The sequence below is a fragment of the Limnohabitans sp. 103DPR2 genome, from assembly GCF_001412575.1.
In the GTDB taxonomy this organism is placed as follows: Bacteria; Pseudomonadota; Gammaproteobacteria; order Burkholderiales; family Burkholderiaceae_C; genus Limnohabitans_A.
Window position 1 is genome coordinate 1,045,829 of the sequence record NZ_CP011834.1, and the last position, 17,405, is coordinate 1,063,233.

Genomic DNA, 17,405 nt, shown 5'->3' on the forward strand with positions numbered 1-17,405 from the left:
AGATGTAAGCTTAGCCTATGTCTGAATTGTCCTGCGATATTGGTATTGGTGGCATGACCTGCGCGTCATGTGTTGCGCGGGTGGAACGCGCTATCGGAAAGTTGACCGATGTCAAAGACGTCAGTGTGAATTTGGCCACTGAATCTGCGAGGGTCACTTGGAAGTCGCCAGAGTCTGGCGCCCTCAATGCGCAAGAACAGCAAGCCCGCTTGCGACGTGCAGTGCGCGATGCAGGTTACGAGCCCTTGACCCCAGAACATTTGGAACAAGCACCCGCTGGCGCATGGTCTGGTTTCGGTCCTGTCGCTGTTGGATTGTTGCTCAGTGCACCTTTGGTTCTGCCGATGTTGGGCGATGCACTTGGTAAGCATTGGATGTTGCCTGCGCTGTGGCAGTTTTTATTGGCCACACCTGTGCAATTTATTCTGGGCGCACGTTTTTACAAAGCGGGTTGGCATGCCTTGCTAGCCGGCAGTGGCAACATGGATTTGTTGGTGGCCATTGGCACCTCAGCCGGGTGGTTGTTGTCCATATGGCTGTGGCTGACGGCAGCCGATGGGCACATGGTGCATTTGTATTTTGAAGGTTCTGCCGTTGTCATTACCCTGGTTTTGCTAGGCAAGTGGCTTGAAGCACGTGCCAAGCGTCAAACCACCGATGCCATTCGGGCCTTGCATGCACTGCGCCCTGAAAAAGCGCGCGTCATCACAGCCGATGGTGAAGTCGAAATTCCCATCGAAGAATTGTTGGTGGGCGATCGCATGCTGGTATTGCCAGGTGAACGTTTTGCCGCCGATGGCATGGTGCTGGAAGGACAGACACAAGTTGATGAAGCCATGCTGACGGGCGAGCCTTTGCCTGTCCCTAAAAATGTTGGCGCACGCGTCACGGGTGGCAGCATCAATGGTGAGGGCCGCGTGCTGGTCACGGTCAGTGCCACAGGCACTACAACAGTGTTGTCCAACATCATTCGCTTGGTTGAAGATGCGCAGGCTGCCAAAGCACCTCTTCAGCGTTTGGTGGATCAGGTATCGGCCGTGTTTGTGCCTGTGGTGTTGGTGTTGGCATTGATCACCTTGTTGGCGTGGTGGTTCACGGGTCACAGCCTTGAGGTCTCGCTTATTCACAGTGTGGCTGTGCTGGTGATCGCTTGTCCCTGTGCTTTGGGTTTGGCCACACCCGCCGCCATCATGGCGGGCACTGGCGTGGCAGCCAAGCACGGCATCCTGATCAAAGATGCGCAGGCTCTAGAAATTGCCCACAAAGTTGACACCGTCGCCTTTGACAAAACAGGTACTTTGACCGTGGGTCAGCCAAGGCTGATTTCCTTGACGTCGGTCAATTTACAAAATGTGCCAAGCTCTGATTCGGACGATCAACTGTTGATGTTGGCCGCCAGCTTGCAAAGCGGAAGTGAACACCCCTTGGCGCATGCTGTGGTGCAAGCAGCCAAAACACAGAGCTTGCAGTTCGTGGTGCCTGACGACGTTAAGGCGGTGCCAGGTTTTGGTAGCGAAGGCCATGTGCAGGGCCGCCATTTGTTGTTGGGCAGCTTGCGTTGGATGGACTCGCTCAATGTGCCAGACGGACCGTGGCAAGCACAGGCAGCAAGCATGCAGGCCGACGGTGCCACTGTCTCGATCTTGGCTGAGCGCTCGCACGCTGGCGTCAATCCTTTGGCAGTCTTGGCGTTTGGCGACGAGCCCAAACCTGGCGTGCAAGCTGCATTGAAGTTATTGCGTCAGCGCGGACTTCGGCTGGTCATGATTTCGGGTGACAACAAAGGCGCAGCACAAGCCATGGCGGCACGTTTAGGACTTCAACCTGATGAGGTGTTTGCAGAAGTATTGCCTGGCGACAAAGCAGCCTTGGTCAAAAGTTTGCAAGCCCATTCAACTGATGCGCCGCATGTGGTGGCTTTTGTTGGAGACGGTATCAACGATGCACCGGCATTGGCCGCTGCGGATGTGGGTTTGGCCATGGCCAATTTGAATGCCGATGGCAGACGCGGTGGCACCGATGTGGCCATGCAAGCCGCAGGCATCACGTTGATGCGGGGCGATGTGGCCTTGGTGGCTGGCGCCTTGGAAATTTCTGCGCTTACAGTGGCCAAAATTCGGCAAAATTTATTTTGGGCATTTGCCTACAACGCTGCAGGCATCCCACTGGCAGCCATGGGCTACCTGAGCCCTGTAGTGGCTGGTGCGGCCATGGCATTGAGTTCGGTCAGTGTGATGACCAATGCCTTGCTGCTCAAGCGCTGGAAACCTTAATCGGGCAAGACCAAGGCGTGATAGGCGTGCCAAGTGGCATGACCAATCAGGGGTGCAGTGATCACCAACAAAGGTTTGAAAAAAACCAGCGCCAGTCCAATGAAACAAACGATCAGGCTGGCCCATAGCAAGCAGACCAGCGCGTTGTTCCACAGCGCATTGGCGCTGGTGAAGATGGCCTCTAGGGTGTCGGTTGATCGGTCTAGCAGCATGGGCACAGAGACGACTGAGATTGCAAAAACCAGGGATGCAAAAATGGCGCCAACACACGTCCAGACCAACAGAAACTCGATGTTTTTGAAATCGACGATTTGAGAAATTAAACTTTGCAGATGCGGGTATTCTTGGTCTGCAAACAGCGCGAACAAGACGATTGAAACACGCGCCCAAACAATCATCAGAAACGTCAACAGGATGGCAAACAAGCCCATCATTTTCCAATTGGGCAGCCAAGCTTTCATGCTTTTGGGCAGGCTGACTTCCTCTCCTTTTTGCACTTGGCGAGACAACTCATAAAGCCCCGTACAGACAATCGGCCCAAGCAAGAAAAAACTGGCCGTCAAACCCATGGTGGCCTTCCAATAATGGGCGTAGACCAGCGCGAGGGCATATCCCAGTACAACAAACACCAAGCCATAAAAAGCGCCCACAAAATGCGTTTTGCGCATGTCATCAAAGCCTTTTATGAGCCAAGTCATAGGGCTGAGCAAGGGAAGGTCAGATTGAATGGCAGCCATAGAAAACCTCTTTGTGGTGTGCACAAAGTTTAATGAACAGGTGTGTCAGCTGACCATCAGGGGTTTCGCTAGATGAAGACTTGTGGCGCAATGCCAAGTGCTTCTGAAAAATTGACTTAAGTCAAGATGTAGTGGTCGAGCAGCAGTACTGCAAAGAGCGCCGTGAGATGAATCAACGAAAAGCGAAATGTTTTGCGCGCCAATTCGTCTGAATATTTTTTAAACAGTGCAACGGCATAGGCAATGAAGCCGATGCTCAACACCACGGCGCCTGCCAAGTAAATCCAAGAACTCATGCCAAATGCAAACGGCATCAAGCAAGACGCTGCCAGCAAAAAGGTGTAGAGCAAAATTTGCAGCCGTGTGAAATCATTGCCATGCGTAACGGGCAACATGGGCAAGCCTGATTTGCGATAGTCCTCAACGCGGTACAAAGCCAACGCCCAAAAATGGGGCGGCGTCCACAGAAAAATGATCAGGAAAAGAATGGCGGCTTCTGCGCCCACTTCGCCAGTCATGGCGGCCCAGCCCAAGACAGGTGGCATGGCGCCAGAAGCGCCTCCAATGACGATGTTTTGAGGCGTCATGGGCTTGAGAATCAGGGTGTAAATGACGGCATAGCCCACGAAGGTGGCGAAGGTCAACCACATGGTGATGGGGTTGATCCACACGAACAAAATGAACGAGCCAATGGCGCACAGCGTGGCTGAAAAAATCAGGGCTTGCATGTCAGACAACTCGCCCTTGGCGGTGGGCCGCCAAGATGTTCTGCGCATCTTGGCGTCAATGGTTTTTTCAACCAAACAATTGAAGGCCGCTGCTGCGCCTGCAACCAGCCAAATGCCCAAGCTGGCCAGCGCCATTCTTTGCCACTCGTCCCACGTGGGAAGTCCTGGTACAGCCAGCACCATGCCAATCAGCGCGCAGAACACAATCAGCTGAATAACCCTTGGCTTAGTGAGTGCGTTGTACTGTTTAAAAAGGGGGCCAATGTTCATTTGTGACTTTGTTTGGATAATGTCGCTCAAGGGCAAGTTGCGGAACTCAATGTGAGTCTAAAAATTTTCAGGAAGTAAGTTTTTAGTAATGTTCTACCGAGGCAAGCTTGGCATGCGCAAAGCGCTTTGCGCTTTATTCGCCAAGAGCCAACTATGTATAATATTTGATTTATATCAACCACAACTAATTTTTTCAGAATGCGTCCCATGAGTTTCAAATCTTTTGCCATTGCGGCAGCTTTGTTCGCGGGCATGGCTGGCCAAATGTCAGTCGCGCAAGACCTTAAGGGTGATGTTCAGGCTGGAGAGAAAAAAATTGCCATGTGCATTGGTTGCCATGGCATCGTTGGCTACCAAGCCAGCTTTCCATCCGTCTACAAAGTGCCCATGATTTCTGGACAAGGCGCCAAGTACATTGCCAATGCTCTGAATGCATACAAATCTGGCGAGCGCAAGCACCCCACCATGCGCAGTGTTGCTTTGGGTTTGACACCTCAAGATGTGGCTGATGTTTCGGCTTACTACGAATTGCATGGCAACACCTTGCCAGCGCCCGATCAAATTGCCCCTGCACCCGCAAAAGTTGCTGAATTGTTGACCAAAGGCGGTTGTGCTGGTTGCCACGGTGCCAATTACAGCAAGCCCACCACGCCCGATTTCCCCAAGCTGGCCGGTCAGCACAAAGACTACTTGTACATGGCACTGAAATCTTACAAAGAAGAAGGCTCTAGCACTTGGGGTCGCAACAATGCCGTCATGGGTGGTGTTGCAAAGCAATATTCATTGGCTGAGCTGAAAATGATTGCAGATTATTTGGGTAGCCAGCAAGGGGAACTGAAAGTTGTTCCTCAGTCCAAGTTCCGTTGATACCAGTTGGTCATCTACAGCACTGTTTTTCGAGGATATAAAGTGAAAAAATTGAGCCAACATTGGAAAAAAATTGCCAAAGCCAGCGCGCTTGCCTTGGCTGGTTTGACAACTTCTGCCTTCGCAACCAAAGATTTGCCCGGCGGTCCTGCTGTCAATCAACTGAATTTGCACGTACCTGCAACCAAGTTGGCGGCAGAGCAAGGTAACTTGCACATGTTCATGATGGCCATTTGCTTGGCCATCTTTGTGGTGGTTTTTGGAGTGATGTTCTATTCCATCTTGAAGCACCGCAAATCATTGGGTCACAAACCTGCTCACTTTCACGAGTCGGTCAAAGTTGAAATTGCTTGGACCCTGGCGCCTTTCATCATTGTGATTTTCATGGCCATTCCCGCCACCAAAACAGTGATTGCGCAAAAAGACACTTCCAATGCTGACCTCACCATCAAGGCCACAGGCCATCAGTGGCGTTGGGGTTATGACTACATCAAAGGCGAAGGCGAGGGCATCTCCTTCATTTCATCCTTGGACAATTCACACCGCATCTTGTCAAACGCAGGTGCTAAGGGTGACATGCCCGATGATTACCTCTTGAAAGTCGACAATCCCTTGGTTGTTCCTGTTGGCAAAAAGATTCGCATCATCACAACAGCTTCCGACGTGATTCACGCATTTGCCGTGCCTTCATTCGGTATCAAGCAAGATGCTATTCCAGGCTTTGTACGCGACACCCATTTCTTGGCTGAGCGCACAGGCATGTTCTATGGCCAGTGCCAAGAGTTGTGCGGTAAAGAGCACGCTTACATGCCTATCAATGTGCAAGTTCTGTCCGAGGCTGATTACTCAGCTTGGGTCCAAAAGAAAAAGGCTGAAGCAGCTCCTGCTGCAGCCAAGAATGAAGCCGCTCCAGCTGCGCAAGTAGCCCAAGCGCCTGTTTCTGAAAAGAAGTGATTGAGTTGAAAGACTGAGGTAAACCATGAGTTCCATTTCCCATTCTGACGGCGGCTTTGTCGATTCACACGGTCACGATGACCACGATCATCACCCCCACGGCTGGCGCCGTTGGGTCTACGCGACCAATCACAAAGACATTGGTACTTTGTACCTGTTGTTTGCTTTCACCATGTTGATGTTGGGCGGCGTTTTGGCTTTGCTCATCCGCGCCGAGTTGTTCCAACCTGGCTTGCAAATCGTCAACCCCGAGTTGTTCAATCAATTGACCACCATGCACGGTTTGATCATGGTGTTCGGCGCCATCATGCCGGCCTTCGTGGGCTTTGCAAACTGGATGATTCCTTTGCAAATTGGCGCATCCGACATGGCCTTTGCCCGCATGAATAACTTCAGCTTCTGGCTGATGATTCCTGCTGCATTGATGTTGTCTTCTACATTCTTCATGCCGGGTGGCGCACCTGCTGCTGGCTGGACGCTGTATGCACCGCTCACCATGCAAATGGGCCCCTCCATGGACGTTGCAATTTTTGCATTGCACATCCTGGGCGCTTCTTCCATCATGGGTTCGATCAACATCATCGTCACCATCTTGAACATGCGCGCACCTGACATGCCGCTGATGAAGATGCCTATGTTCGTTTGGACATGGCTCATCACGGCTTTCTTGTTGATCGCTGTGATGCCAGTGTTGGCCGGTGTGATTACCATGACGCTCACAGACCGTCACTTTGGTACCACCTTCTTCAATCCTGCGGCAGGCGGTGACCCCGTTATGTTCCAGCACATTTTCTGGTTCTTCGGTCACCCCGAGGTGTACATCATGATCTTGCCAGCCTTCGGCATCGTCAGCCAGATCATCCCTGCGTTCGCACGTAAAAAGTTGTTCGGCTACTCTTCAATGGTTTACGCCACCGCTTCTATTGCGATTCTGTCCTTCATCGTGTGGGCTCACCACATGTACACCACTGGCATGCCAGTGACTGGTCAGTTGTTCTTCATGTACGCCACCATGTTGATTTCAGTGCCTACCGGCGTGAAAGTGTTCAACTGGGTTGCCACCATGTGGAGAGGCTCCATGACGTTTGAAACCCCCATGCTGTTTGCTGTGGGCTTCATCTTCGTGTTCACCATGGGTGGTTTCACAGGTTTGATCTTGTCCATGGCGCCTATCGATTTGCAATTGCAAGACGGTTACTACGTTGTGGCCCACTTCCACTATGTGTTGGTGGCGGGTTCCTTGTTTGCCATGTTCGCTGGTGCCTACTACTGGCTGCCTAAGTGGTCTGGTGTGATGTACAACGAAGCACGCGGTAAGTTGCACTTCTGGTGGACTCTGATTGCGTTCAACATCACATTCTTCCCCATGCACTTCTTGGGCTTGGCCGGTATGCCACGTCGCTATGCCGACTACCCCATGCAGTTTGCTGACTTCAATGCCATTGCATCGGTTGGCGCGTTCTTCTTCGGTTTTGCGCAGGTTTATTTCTTCTTCTTCATCGTCTTGCCTTGCATGCTCGGTAAAGGTGAAAAAGCTGCTCAACAACCTTGGGACGGTGCGGAAGGTTTGGAGTGGGAAGTGCCTTCACCAGCCCCACATCACACTTACGAAACACCGCCCAAGCTGAATGCTGACGCCAACAAGGTCATTGGTTAATTCCAAACCTTTCTAACAGTAAAACCAACATGCAAACCAACTTTCAGTTGATGCGTAAGCTCCTCATGGTGAGCTTGGGCATGTTTGCATTTGGTTACATGTTGGTGCCCCTCTACGAAGCTTTTTGTGAGTGGACGGGTTCCAATGTGTTGTCACTGAGCGAGCGCGAGTCTAAAAACTCCATGAATGGTCGAGCGGGCTTGCCCCTCAATACGCAGGTAGACACCTCTAGAACCATTTCAGTGGAATTTGACACCAACGTTCGGGGGCCCTGGAACTTTGCCCCTATGACGCGCTCATTGAATGTGCATCCTGGCGAGCTGGTCACGGTGATGTTTGAATTTCAGAACATTCAAAATCGCACCATGTCAGCGCAAGCCATTCCAAGTTATGCCCCGCAACAGGCGGCGTCTTACTTCAACAAAGTCGAGTGTTTCTGTTTCAATCAGTACACCCTGGCGCCCGGAGAAAAGAAGCTTTGGCCTGTGACTTTTTACATCAACCCCAAAATGTCCAAAGACGTGAAGACCATCACTTTGTCTTACACATTTTTTGAGGTAGGTTCTAGCGTATGAGCAATCTTGAGCAAGCCCCTAAGGCAAGCCCATCATTACTACGCGCTTTTGTCATGGTTGCATGGTCCTTCTTTGGCATTCGCAAAGGTTCTGAGCACCGTCAAGATCTCTTGACTGTCAAACCTCTGCAAATTGTCATCGTTGGCATTATTTGTGGTTTATTGTTTGTTTCGTTTTTGGCCTTCGTGGTCAACTTTGTCACGAGTTAAGTAGGAGAAGAGTTATGAGTGCCAATTCGCACGCCAACGCCCCACATTACTATGTGCCGGCCCCATCCAGGCACCCTGCCATGGCATCTTTGGGTTTGTTTTTCGTCATCATGGGCGCAAGCCAATTGGTGAACGACAGTCCTTGGGGTAAGTATGCTTTGTTGATGGGCATGGTCATTTGGTTGACCACCTTGTACCAATGGTTTGGTGATGCCATCGACGAAAGCCTGCATGGTCAATACGGTGCGCGCATCGACAAGTCCTTCCGCTGGAGCATGAGCTGGTTCATCTTCTCCGAAGTGATGTTTTTTGCGGCCTTTTTTGGCGCTTTGTGGTGGTCACGCATTCACGCTGTTCCCAATTTGGGCGGCGAAGCTAACAGCCTTCTTTGGCCTGGATTTACAGCGGACTGGCCTAGCATGGTCGCCGGCGCAACAGCCTCTCCAGCCAAGATCATTGAAGAATTCAAAACTGTCGGTCCCTTCTGGTTGCCAACCATCAACACGGCTTTGTTGTTGACTTCGGGTGTCACTATGACCATTGCGCATCATGCGTTGCGTGAAAACAATCGCGGCAAAACCATCGCATTCATGTGGATGACGGTTTTACTGGGCGTGATCTTCTTGCTGTGCCAAGGTTACGAATATGCTCACGCCTATTCAGACCTCAACTTGAAGCTGTCTTCTGGTATCTATGGTTCTACGTTCTACATGTTGACTGGCTTTCACGGTTTCCACGTGTTCGTGGGCATGTTGATGTTGCTCGTCATTACATTGCGTTTGCAAAAAGGTCACTTCACAGCGGACAGCCACTTCGGTTTTGAAGGTGCTGCTTGGTACTGGCACTTTGTGGACGTGGTGTGGTTGGGCCTGTACATCGTGGTGTACTGGTTCTAAGCAGAATTCAATTAAAAAAGCCCCTTCAAGGGGCTTTTTTTATGCGCCGACTGGGATGCCGGTGGGTTGGATCCAACCCATGACGTACGAGAAGATGATGGTCAAAAATAGAAAGACCGAGATGCCGATGCGCCACGTTAAAGCATTGGCCATCCGTTTGGCCTTGTCTTGCTCATCGGGCCCGCCGCGAACCATGAACAAACCAGCTGCAAGCAAGCTGCCAATAATGCCAACCAAGGCAATGATGATCCAATATTTCATCCTGCTATTATCCTTTCAAATGGCCAGCACCTTTCAAACATTCTGATGAGCACTTCGAACATGACTTCTGAAAGGGCAAATTTTGGGATGTTCTCAAAAACTTGGTTTGTCATCCTGCTGGCAACATTGTTGGTCTCTGGCATCACAGCCAAGCTAGGCTTTTGGCAATTGGGTCGTGCACAAACCAAAGAAGCACTGAATGCCATCACAGTGGCACGCCAATTAGAGCCTGCTTTGCGTAACGACGACTGGGCTTCTGGGGTCGTGCCCGAAGATTGGATGCAAAGAAGTGCAGATCTGGATGGGCAATGGTTGCCTCAATTCACGGTCTACCTCGACAACCGCAGCATGAAGTCGCAAACAGGGTTCTTTGTCCTCACGCCTTTTCAATTGAGCAGTGGTCCTGTTTTGTTGGTGCAAAGGGGTTGGGTTGCCCGTGATCGTGCGCGCAGTGATTTTTTGCCGCCCGTTCCAACACCTCAAGGCAAAGTCACCCTTCAAGGACGGGTTGTTCCTTCACCATCTAAATTGATGGAGTTGAGCGCACCTGCCCCCGTTCAAGAAGGGTTTAATCTGCTCAGGCAAAATATCGATTTACAAGAGTTTGGTCTTGAGACAAAACTCCCAATGCTTGCAACACTTCAGCAAACAAACGACGCATCCGATGGTTTGCTCCGCGAATGGCCAAAATCCATTTCGGGTGCCGATAAAAATCGCGGTTATGCGTTTCAATGGTTTGCTTTGTCTGCTTTAACCCTCATTCTCTTTGCTTGGTTCCAAGTCTGGAAAAAACGAAAACATGTCTGATCCCAAATCGCCTGATGACTTGAAGCCAATTGGTTTGACGGTCTACGATCTACCGCAACCCACATCCAGTTCATTGTCTGAATCCTCGCGGACGCGGGGAGGGCGTTTGTACATGATGTTGGTGCTATTGGCATGCGCTGCACCTGTTGTTTTGTCTTATTTAACTTACTACGTCATCCGTCCTGAAGGACGTGTGCACCACGGTGAATTGATTGAGCCACAACGCATGCTGCCGGCATGGAGTGCCAAAGATCTTCAAGGCAAAGAAACGCCGCTGGTCACTCTTAAAGGGCAGTGGCTACTGGTGGCCGTGGGCTCTGGCGAATGCGGTGAAAAGTGTGAGCGTCTGTTGTTTGTTCAACGCCAGTTGCACAAATTGTTGAACAAAGAAAGTGACCGTTTGGACCGTGTTTGGCTGCTGAACGATCAAGCTGCACCCAAGGGTGAACTTCTCTCGGCCATTGAGGGAGCAACCGTTTTGCGTGTGCCTGCTGATCAACTGTCTCAATGGTTAGCGCCTGCAAGTGGCCGTGCGCTTGAAGAGCACTTGTATTTAATCGATCCAATGGGAAACTGGATGATGCGCTTCAACTATCCAGATGATGCCAAAACTGTCGTTGACATGAAACGCGATGTGGAGCGCTTGTTGCGCGCATCAGTTTCGTGGGACAAACCAGGTCGTTAAGAACCATATGAAATCCAAAACACTCGCAACCTGGCTAACTTTTGTGTTGGGCCCTTTGGGTATTCATCGCTTTTATTTAAAAGGTCTCCAAGATACCTTGGGATGGTTCATGCCGATCCCTACTGCCTTGGGAGTTTGGGGCTTCGAGCGCGTTCAGGCCTATGGTCTGGACGACACCCTCAGTTGGGTTTTGCTGCCTATTTTTGGCATCCACATTGCTGCGTGTAGCTTGCAAGCCATTGTTTATGGCTTGTCTACACCCGAGAAATGGAATGCGCAATTCAACCCTCAAGCGGACCCCAAGGATTTGGCAGGTAAAAGCAATTGGTTGACTGTTTTTGGCATCATTTTTAGCTTGTTGATCGGTACTGCGGCCTTGATGTCAGCCATCGCTTATGGCACGCAGCGTTACTTTGAAAATGAGCTTGAGGCACAAGAAAAACTGGCCGCGCAGAAGTTGACCACCTCCATGGTTTTCATGAGCCCAAGTCGGGCTTGATCCCCTTTGGGTTGACGTGCTGCTAATTCAACAATTAAACTATTCCGCATGAGCCTCAAAATCGTTGTTTATTCCAAGTCCGCGTGCCCACAATGTGAGTCCGCCAAAATGCTCCTCAAAACACGTTCTTTGGCGTACGAGGAAATCAAAATTGATGACGAAGCCGAGCGAATGGCTTTTTATGAAAAATGCGGCCCATCTGTCCGTCAGATGCCCCAAGTTTTCATCAACGACCAGCGCGTGGGCGGGCTGGCAGGGTTGCAGGCGGCCTTGGCGCAACTCAGCCAATAAATGAACGCGACTCAAATTCAAAATGCCTTGGTCCTTTGCATGATTTTGGGCTTTGCCGCCACTGAAATCATCAGCCGTCGCTACAAAAACACCGTTCACGCTACTGCCAACGACACCAAGCTGGAACTTTTCATGTTCCTGAGTTTGTTGGCCATTTCACAGCCATTGGCCATGCTGGTCACTGCCAAGCTGGGTGCTTGGTTGGCACCCGAGTACAAAGATATTTTGGCCGACTGGCCGTGGTGGGGCATGGCGGGCATTTTGATTTTGTGTGATGACCTGACGCAGTATTGGTGGCATCGTCTTTCACACTCGCCCCTGCTTTGGCCCTTGCACCGTGCGCATCACTCAGCACATTACATGAGCATTCGAATTACTTTCCGTAATAATTTTTTCTACTACCTCATGATGCCTGGCCTGTGGTTGGCGGGTGTGCTCATTTATTTGGGCGTGGGTGGTTTGGTTTATGCGCTGTATGTCGTCGTCAAACTCACTGTCATTGTGGGCGCTCATTGCGCATGGCGCTGGGATGAGCCCTTGTACAAAATTCCAGCCTTGCGACCTGTGATGTGGGTAGTCGAGAGAACCATTTCCACACCGGCTACGCATTGGGCGCACCATGCCATCACGCAAAAAGACGGTGTGGGACATTACAAGGGCAACTTTGGTAACTTGCTGTTCATTTGGGACATCATTTTTGGTTCTGCCCACATCACTCAAAAGTATCCTGCACAAGTGGGGCTCAAAGACGATCAATTGTTTGGACAAGAACATTGGTATCACCAAATGTTCTACCCACTTTTTCAGTCCAAGCGCGAATACTCCGCCCTCAAATTTGGCGGCAAAATTTATGCAGAAGATGAGTGATTACAGTAGCGCCGATTTACGGCGCTACTTTTTTTAAGCGCATTAGTCAGGCTTTTGTAGCTTGTCTTGCGTCTTATGCAGGAAATCACTGGCATCGTGACGCTCGTGCAACTGTGTTTCCAGCGGGCCCATCACACGGTTCACCATGCGCCCTCGTTTGACCGCTGGGCGGGCTTCAATTTCATCAGCCCAACGAATGACGTTGGTGTACTCATGAACTTGCAAAAACTCGCCCGAGTCGTAACGTTCGCCTTTGGCCAGGCTGCCATACCAAGGCCAGATGGCCATGTCGGCAATGGTGTAGTCGTCACCACCAATGAAGCGATGATCGGCCAGACGGCGATTGAGCACATCGAGCTCGCGCTTGACTTCCATGGCAAAACGGTCAATGGCGTATTCAATTTTGATAGGTGCGTAGGCAAAGAAATGGCCAAAGCCGCCGCCTAAATAAGGTGCACTGCCCATTTGCCACATCAACCATGACATGCATTCGGTACGCTTGACCACATCGGTAGGCAAGAAGGCTTTGAATTTTTCAGCCAGGTAAAACAGGATGGAACCCGATTCAAAAACGCGAATGTCTTCTGGCCCACTGCAATCGAGCAGCGCTGGAATTTTGGAGTTGGGATTGACGCCCACAAAGCCGGAGCTGAATTGCATGCCTTCGTTGATGCGAATCAACCAGGCGTCATATTCAGCGCCTGTGTGGCCCAGCTCGAGCAACTCTTCCAACATCACGGTCACTTTGATGCCGTTGGGTGTACCCAAAGAATAAAGTTGAAGAGGGTGTTTGCCACGGGGCAGTGCTTGCTCGTGGGTAGCGCCCGCGACGGGACGATTGATGTTGGCAAATCGGCCGCCATTGGCCTTTTGCCAGGTCCAAACTTTGGGGGGGACGTAGGGTGTATCAGACATGTTGAACCTCATCGAAATTGGATGCAAGCGTACATGAGATTGTGGCGGATTCAAACTGGGAAAGTACGAGTTTTTCTCAAAACAAGAGTCCTATGGCGGTGGTGCTGATGAACACGATCAGTGCGCCTGTCATTCTGAGGCCATAACTTTTTCCGCCACTGACAAAGCTCAGAGCCGATTTGGAAAGAACGCTGGCAGCCAAAATGGCAATCACACCCCAGCGCGCCATTGCAGAAATCTCTTGCTGTGGTAGCGCCAGTTGCGAAATGCTGAAGGCTGCCGCATGAATTTCTGCAAAACCAATGATGACGGCAGAAATGAGCGTGCCGGTTTGACCGAAGATAGCGCCAATCCACGCAGACAAGAGGCTGATGCTGCTGATGCTGAAAGCAATGACAAAGACATGTTTGAGTTGAAATGCTTCTTGGGTGCTTGTTGGCAAAACATCACGTCGGATCATTTGTTTTTGAAAAAGAAATGCAGAAGTTGACAATAAGCTGAGACTGCCCAATGACAAAGGCAGTGCGACAGACTTCAGAAGTTCCAAGGAACTTGCGCCAAGAACCAGTGCAAACAAGATGAGTGAAGCCAACGTGGAGAGCAGCGCGGAAGCACAAGCGATGCTGGTGAGTGTGGGGTCATCTTTGGCTTTGCGCCCTAAATCCATGATCGCAGCCGTCGAAGAAATAAAGCCAGATAAAAAGCCAGCAATGGGCAAGCCATAGTTGAGCCCTGTTAAGCGAATGGCCAGATGTCCCAACATGCCCGTGCACATGATGATCACGACCACTTTCCAGATGCCAAAGGGCTTGAGCGCGCCCCACGGGTCGATGGCCTCTTGGGGAAGCAGTGGCAAGACGATCAAGGCCGCCGCAAAGAGGATCAAGGCATCTTCCAGCTCCTGCTCCGAGATCAATTCTTGACTGAATTTGCGAAGTGGTTTTTTGAGGAAGAGCAAACCTGCAACGACAACACCCAATGCCGCTGCCAATGGAGAGGAGCTGATGGCCAGCCCGCCGAGTAGCACGGTCATGACCAATGAGACCTCACCTGTCATGCCGGGATCGGATCGGAAAGATTTGAAGTAAGCAACTGCGACCAAGCAGCCAGTGACAATCAAAGTGATGGTGAAAATGGGCATTCCGAAATGGAATGCCACTGCGCCCATCAGCGCAGCCACAGTGTGCGTTCTAACGCCTGCCATCATGACGCCAGGCTGGTGCAATCTCTCACGGACGATGCCGATGAGAAAGCCGATGCACAGGGCTGTTAAAAAACCAAAGCTTTGTTCTTGGAAGGCCATTCAGTCATCTTATGCCTCATATGCCATCATGGGTAGATTGACGATCGTCACAAGATGACTGAATAAATCAGACCCATTACTTTTGAATGGCTTCTAAAGCAATGTCAATGCGCACTTCGTCACCCACGTAAGGTGCGTACTTGCCAGCGTTGAATTCAGAGCGCTTGATCACGGTAAAGGCATTGGCACCAATGGCGTCCTTCTTCAGCATGGGGTGTGCCATGGCTTGGAATGAAGTCACCGTCAAGTTCACCGCTTTGGTGATGCCCTTGATGGTCAATTGGCCTTCAATGGAAGCGGGTTTACCGTCTTGGAAGTTCACTTTGGTGGACTTGAAAGTTGCTTTTGGGAACTTGGCGGTGTCCAAGAAATCTTCACCTTGAATGTGGCCATTGAAATCGGCAAAGCCAGTGTTGACTGATTTCATGTCGATGCTGATGTCGACAGAACCCGTCTTGGCATCGGCATCAAACACCACACTGCCAGTGGTGCTGTCAAAGCGGCTGACTTGTGTGGAGTAGCCGAAGTGAGAGTAAGAGAAACGTGGAAAGGTGTGTGAACCGTCGATTTCAAAGGTTTTAGGCGCGGCCATGGCAGTGGTCACAGCCAAAGTTGTGAAAGCCAAAGCGGCGGCGATGCGATTGAGTTTTGTCATAGAGAAGCTCCTGGTTTAAAAAATTATTTGCTCGCGAGAGCGGTGATTTGAAAATTCACTTGAACCTCGTTCGCTACAGTGTCGAACTTGGCCCACATGCCCTCACCGATGTTGAAATCGGCGCGGCGCATCACAAAGCTGCCATTGAACATCCCCACATTGCCTTGTGCAGTTTGTTTCAACGGAAAGCTGATGTCCTTGGTTTGACCCTTGATGGTCAATTTGCCTGCCACTTCAAATTGATTGGCAGCTGTTTGTTTGATTTGGTTGCTCACAAAGACGGCTTTGGGGAATGCTGCGGTGTGAAACCATGACTTGCCTGTCACTTCTTGATCTGCCTCGCTAGAGCCAGTGTCGATAGAAGCCAAGTCGATTTCCAAAGTGGCTTTGGCTGCTGCAGGTTTGGTGGGATCAAAGTTCAGTTGCGCTGAAAACTTTTTGAACTTGCCATCCATGCCAACGCCCATTTGCTTGTAGCTGAAAGCGACGTTGCTTTTGGCCGCGTCAATGGCTTTGTATTCAACGGCGTGAGCGTTGAAGGTCAGCAGCACGGCGGCGAATGCAGTTCCAGTGGATTTGAGGATGCGTGATGTCATGATGCGTCTTGTTTGGGTTTGATGAAGGGGGCCATGCGTCGCAGTGTGTCGTCGCGGTCGATGAAGTGGTGTTTCAATGATGCCAAGACATGACCTGCAATCAGGGTCACCAAGGTCCAGCTCAAAGTTTCATGTACCTCTTCGAGCAAGTGACCCAGTGCTTTGTCTTTGCCAATCAAATCAGGTAGGGGTAAAACGCCAAACCACACGGTTTGCACACCTTTGGCCGAGCTCATCAGCCAGCCTGAGATGGGGATGATCAGCATGAAGGCGTACAAAGCAATGTGACCTGCATGCGCCAATCGCTGCATGTTGATAGACATGCTTTCTGCATAGGGCGGGGGTGGGCTGATCCAGCGCCATACCAAGCGAACCCAAACCAATGCAAAGATGCTCACGCCGGCCCATTTGTGCCAAGAAAAATATTGCAACTTCTCGGGCGAGAATTCCATGTCGCTCATGATGCTGCCCAAGACCACCAACCCAAAAATACCAAGTGCCATGGCCCAGTGAAGGGCTTTGGCGACGGGGGAGTAAGTACTGCGGTTCATGTCGTGCCTTTAAGTGAATGTGTAGCCGTCCATCGCAATGACATAACTGCTGATGCCGCGATAGAAAGCTTTGGCGTTGGCATCTTTGCCTGCGGCGCCCATGGCCACAAACAAAGGCAACAAATGATCTTCAGTAGGGTGCGATCGAACACCTTCGCGCGAATGCTGACGATAGTCCATCATGCGCTGAATATGGTGATTTGTCAGTTCGCTTTCCACCCAATCGGCAAAGCTCTGAACATAGGCGGGTGTTTGTCCGCCTTGCATGGCGGCCATTCGGTAATCACCTAAGTTGTGCGTGATGTTGCCAGAGCCAATGACCAAGAAGCCCTTGTGCGTCAGTTCTTCCAAAGCCTCGCCCATGGCCAGCGCATGGGCCGTGCCGGCATGGCTTTGAATCGACACCGCAATGATGGGAATGTCGGCATCGGGAAACATTTGACGCAGGGGTGTCCAGGCACCGTGATCAAGGCCACGTGTGGGATCGGTCGCGACGTTGTCAAAGCGCTTTTGCAAAGCTGCCACCACTTCTTGGGCGCCCTCAGGGCAGCCTGTTGCGGGGTATTTGATTTTGTACAGCGCTTCAGGAAATCCGTAAAAGTCGTAAATGGTTTCCAGTTGTGTGGCCGTGCTCACCGTGGGAACGGCCGTGTCCCAGTGAGGGCTGACCACGATGATGGCGCGAGGTGTAGGCAACTGGCTGGCCAATTGACTCATGGCAGCGCCTGCTGCGCCAGGGTCTAGCGCAAAGGTGGGCGCGCCGTGAGGCACAAAAATGGCGTTGCGAAGGGTTTCCATGCAGGTCTCCA

The 17,405-nt window shown here is 51.1% G+C and carries 20 protein-coding genes and 1 pseudogene; 12 read left to right on the forward strand and 9 right to left on the reverse strand.

Annotated elements, in window-relative coordinates; genetic code table 11:
• The first annotated feature begins 17 nt into the window (after positions 1 to 17).
• Complete coding sequence (locus tag L103DPR2_RS05155) at positions 18 to 2,273, forward strand: heavy metal translocating P-type ATPase (RefSeq protein ID WP_055360055.1); 2,256 nt, start codon at positions 18 to 20, stop codon at positions 2,271 to 2,273.
• On the opposite strand, the gene L103DPR2_RS05160 is transcribed toward L103DPR2_RS05155, so the two are convergent.
• Both L103DPR2_RS05160 and cyoE read right to left on the reverse strand, forming a co-directional pair.
• Positions 2,270 to 3,010, reverse strand: a complete 741-nt coding sequence (locus L103DPR2_RS05160; RefSeq protein ID WP_055360056.1) for a DUF2189 domain-containing protein — start codon at positions 3,008 to 3,010, stop codon at positions 2,270 to 2,272. The genes L103DPR2_RS05155 and L103DPR2_RS05160 overlap by 4 nt on opposite strands.
• Before the next feature lie 116 nt (positions 3,011 to 3,126).
• The gene (cyoE, locus tag L103DPR2_RS05165) at positions 3,127 to 4,008 is read right to left on the reverse strand and encodes a heme o synthase (RefSeq protein ID WP_055361866.1); all 882 of its coding nucleotides are present in this window, start codon (positions 4,006 to 4,008) and stop codon (positions 3,127 to 3,129) included.
• A gap of 198 nt (positions 4,009 to 4,206) precedes the next feature.
• On the opposite strand from cyoE, the gene L103DPR2_RS05170 reads away from it, so the two are divergent.
• The 6 genes and pseudogenes from L103DPR2_RS05170 to L103DPR2_RS05195 all read left to right on the forward strand — a co-directional run bounded on the left by L103DPR2_RS05170 (position 4,207) and on the right by L103DPR2_RS05195 (position 9,166).
• Positions 4,207 to 4,875, forward strand: a complete 669-nt coding sequence (locus L103DPR2_RS05170) for a c-type cytochrome (protein WP_082466725.1) — start codon at positions 4,207 to 4,209, stop codon at positions 4,873 to 4,875.
• 51 nt (positions 4,876 to 4,926) lie between these two features.
• A pseudogene (gene coxB / locus L103DPR2_RS05175) lies at positions 4,927 to 5,754 on the forward strand (cytochrome c oxidase subunit II); the annotation flags it as partial.
• 100 nt (positions 5,755 to 5,854) lie between these two features.
• Entirely contained in the window at positions 5,855 to 7,486 is a 1,632-nt protein-coding gene (gene ctaD, locus L103DPR2_RS05180) for a cytochrome c oxidase subunit I (RefSeq protein ID WP_055360057.1), read from the forward strand.
• Entirely contained in the window at positions 7,486 to 8,061 is a 576-nt protein-coding gene (locus L103DPR2_RS05185; RefSeq protein WP_257719817.1) for a cytochrome c oxidase assembly protein, read from the forward strand. The genes ctaD and L103DPR2_RS05185 overlap by 1 nt, the downstream gene beginning before the upstream one ends.
• A complete protein-coding gene (locus L103DPR2_RS05190; protein ID WP_055360059.1) occupies positions 8,058 to 8,270 on the forward strand; it encodes a DUF2970 domain-containing protein in 213 nt (70 codons plus the stop codon). Before L103DPR2_RS05185 ends, L103DPR2_RS05190 begins: the two co-directional genes overlap by 4 nt.
• 14 nt (positions 8,271 to 8,284) lie before the next feature.
• Complete coding sequence (locus L103DPR2_RS05195) at positions 8,285 to 9,166, forward strand: cytochrome c oxidase subunit 3 (protein WP_055360060.1); 882 nt, start codon at positions 8,285 to 8,287, stop codon at positions 9,164 to 9,166.
• A 39-nt stretch (positions 9,167 to 9,205) separates the two neighbouring features.
• Here L103DPR2_RS05195 and L103DPR2_RS05200 read toward each other — a convergent pair whose 3' ends face one another.
• Positions 9,206 to 9,427, reverse strand: a complete 222-nt coding sequence (locus tag L103DPR2_RS05200) for a twin transmembrane helix small protein (protein WP_055360061.1) — start codon at positions 9,425 to 9,427, stop codon at positions 9,206 to 9,208.
• Positions 9,428 to 9,514: 87 nt separating this feature from the next.
• Between L103DPR2_RS05200 and L103DPR2_RS05205 the strand changes: the two genes are divergently transcribed.
• The 5 genes from L103DPR2_RS05205 to L103DPR2_RS05225 are packed head-to-tail and all read left to right on the forward strand — an operon-like array spanning position 9,515 to position 12,576.
• Entirely contained in the window at positions 9,515 to 10,234 is a 720-nt protein-coding gene (locus L103DPR2_RS05205; RefSeq protein ID WP_082466856.1) for an SURF1 family protein, read from the forward strand.
• Positions 10,227 to 10,919: an SCO family protein gene (locus L103DPR2_RS05210; protein WP_055360063.1), complete on the forward strand. Its 693-nt coding sequence runs from the start codon at positions 10,227 to 10,229 to the stop codon at positions 10,917 to 10,919. Before L103DPR2_RS05205 ends, L103DPR2_RS05210 begins: the two co-directional genes overlap by 8 nt.
• Positions 10,920 to 10,926: 7 nt before the next feature.
• On the forward strand, positions 10,927 to 11,418 hold the full coding sequence (locus tag L103DPR2_RS05215; RefSeq protein WP_055360064.1) for an NINE protein: 492 nt from the start codon (positions 10,927 to 10,929) through the stop codon (positions 11,416 to 11,418).
• Positions 11,419 to 11,466: 48 nt separating this feature from the next.
• Positions 11,467 to 11,709, forward strand: coding sequence for a glutaredoxin family protein (locus L103DPR2_RS05220; protein WP_055360065.1), 243 nt, complete (start codon positions 11,467 to 11,469; stop codon positions 11,707 to 11,709).
• The gene (locus L103DPR2_RS05225) at positions 11,710 to 12,576 is read left to right on the forward strand and encodes a sterol desaturase family protein (RefSeq protein WP_055360066.1); all 867 of its coding nucleotides are present in this window, start codon (positions 11,710 to 11,712) and stop codon (positions 12,574 to 12,576) included.
• A gap of 42 nt (positions 12,577 to 12,618) precedes the next feature.
• On the opposite strand, the gene yghU is transcribed toward L103DPR2_RS05225, so the two are convergent.
• From yghU to L103DPR2_RS05255, 6 genes are all read right to left on the reverse strand, one after another.
• Positions 12,619 to 13,491, reverse strand: coding sequence for a glutathione-dependent disulfide-bond oxidoreductase (gene yghU / locus L103DPR2_RS05230; RefSeq protein WP_055360067.1), 873 nt, complete (start codon positions 13,489 to 13,491; stop codon positions 12,619 to 12,621).
• Positions 13,492 to 13,567: 76 nt separating this feature from the next.
• Complete coding sequence (locus L103DPR2_RS05235; RefSeq protein WP_055360068.1) at positions 13,568 to 14,794, reverse strand: MgtC/SapB family protein; 1,227 nt, start codon at positions 14,792 to 14,794, stop codon at positions 13,568 to 13,570.
• Positions 14,795 to 14,870: 76 nt separating this feature from the next.
• Entirely contained in the window at positions 14,871 to 15,449 is a 579-nt protein-coding gene (locus L103DPR2_RS05240; protein ID WP_055360069.1) for a YceI family protein, read from the reverse strand.
• Positions 15,450 to 15,472: 23 nt separating this feature from the next.
• Positions 15,473 to 16,045, reverse strand: coding sequence for a YceI family protein (locus L103DPR2_RS05245; protein WP_055360070.1), 573 nt, complete (start codon positions 16,043 to 16,045; stop codon positions 15,473 to 15,475).
• Entirely contained in the window at positions 16,042 to 16,596 is a 555-nt protein-coding gene (locus tag L103DPR2_RS05250) for a cytochrome b (protein WP_055360071.1), read from the reverse strand. The genes L103DPR2_RS05245 and L103DPR2_RS05250 overlap by 4 nt, the downstream gene beginning before the upstream one ends.
• Before the next feature lie 9 nt (positions 16,597 to 16,605).
• On the reverse strand, positions 16,606 to 17,394 hold the full coding sequence (locus tag L103DPR2_RS05255; RefSeq protein WP_055360072.1) for a DODA-type extradiol aromatic ring-opening family dioxygenase: 789 nt from the start codon (positions 17,392 to 17,394) through the stop codon (positions 16,606 to 16,608).
• Positions 17,395 to 17,405 lie beyond the last annotated feature (11 nt).

Excerpts from the sequence above, each read along its gene's own strand:
- L103DPR2_RS05155 (WP_055360055.1), top strand. The coding sequence starts at position 18 with ATGTCTGAATTGTCCTGCGATATTGGTATTGGTGGCATGACCTGCGCG.
- L103DPR2_RS05160 (WP_055360056.1), bottom strand. The coding sequence starts at position 3,010 with ATGGCTGCCATTCAATCTGACCTTCCCTTGCTCAGCCCTATGACTTGG.
- cyoE (WP_055361866.1), bottom strand. The coding sequence starts at position 4,008 with ATGAACATTGGCCCCCTTTTTAAACAGTACAACGCACTCACTAAGCCA.
- L103DPR2_RS05170 (WP_082466725.1), top strand. The coding sequence starts at position 4,207 with ATGCGTCCCATGAGTTTCAAATCTTTTGCCATTGCGGCAGCTTTGTTC.
- ctaD (WP_055360057.1), top strand. The coding sequence starts at position 5,855 with ATGAGTTCCATTTCCCATTCTGACGGCGGCTTTGTCGATTCACACGGT.
- L103DPR2_RS05190 (WP_055360059.1), top strand. The coding sequence starts at position 8,058 with ATGAGCAATCTTGAGCAAGCCCCTAAGGCAAGCCCATCATTACTACGC.
- L103DPR2_RS05195 (WP_055360060.1), top strand. The coding sequence starts at position 8,285 with ATGAGTGCCAATTCGCACGCCAACGCCCCACATTACTATGTGCCGGCC.
- L103DPR2_RS05200 (WP_055360061.1), bottom strand. The coding sequence starts at position 9,427 with ATGAAATATTGGATCATCATTGCCTTGGTTGGCATTATTGGCAGCTTG.
- L103DPR2_RS05205 (WP_082466856.1), top strand. The coding sequence starts at position 9,515 with ATGTTCTCAAAAACTTGGTTTGTCATCCTGCTGGCAACATTGTTGGTC.
- L103DPR2_RS05210 (WP_055360063.1), top strand. The coding sequence starts at position 10,227 with ATGTCTGATCCCAAATCGCCTGATGACTTGAAGCCAATTGGTTTGACG.
- L103DPR2_RS05215 (WP_055360064.1), top strand. The coding sequence starts at position 10,927 with ATGAAATCCAAAACACTCGCAACCTGGCTAACTTTTGTGTTGGGCCCT.
- L103DPR2_RS05220 (WP_055360065.1), top strand. The coding sequence starts at position 11,467 with ATGAGCCTCAAAATCGTTGTTTATTCCAAGTCCGCGTGCCCACAATGT.
- L103DPR2_RS05225 (WP_055360066.1), top strand. The coding sequence starts at position 11,710 with ATGAACGCGACTCAAATTCAAAATGCCTTGGTCCTTTGCATGATTTTG.
- yghU (WP_055360067.1), bottom strand. The coding sequence starts at position 13,491 with ATGTCTGATACACCCTACGTCCCCCCCAAAGTTTGGACCTGGCAAAAG.
- L103DPR2_RS05235 (WP_055360068.1), bottom strand. The coding sequence starts at position 14,794 with ATGGCCTTCCAAGAACAAAGCTTTGGTTTTTTAACAGCCCTGTGCATC.
- L103DPR2_RS05240 (WP_055360069.1), bottom strand. The coding sequence starts at position 15,449 with ATGACAAAACTCAATCGCATCGCCGCCGCTTTGGCTTTCACAACTTTG.
- L103DPR2_RS05245 (WP_055360070.1), bottom strand. The coding sequence starts at position 16,045 with ATGACATCACGCATCCTCAAATCCACTGGAACTGCATTCGCCGCCGTG.
- L103DPR2_RS05250 (WP_055360071.1), bottom strand. The coding sequence starts at position 16,596 with ATGAACCGCAGTACTTACTCCCCCGTCGCCAAAGCCCTTCACTGGGCC.
- L103DPR2_RS05255 (WP_055360072.1), bottom strand. The coding sequence starts at position 17,394 with ATGGAAACCCTTCGCAACGCCATTTTTGTGCCTCACGGCGCGCCCACC.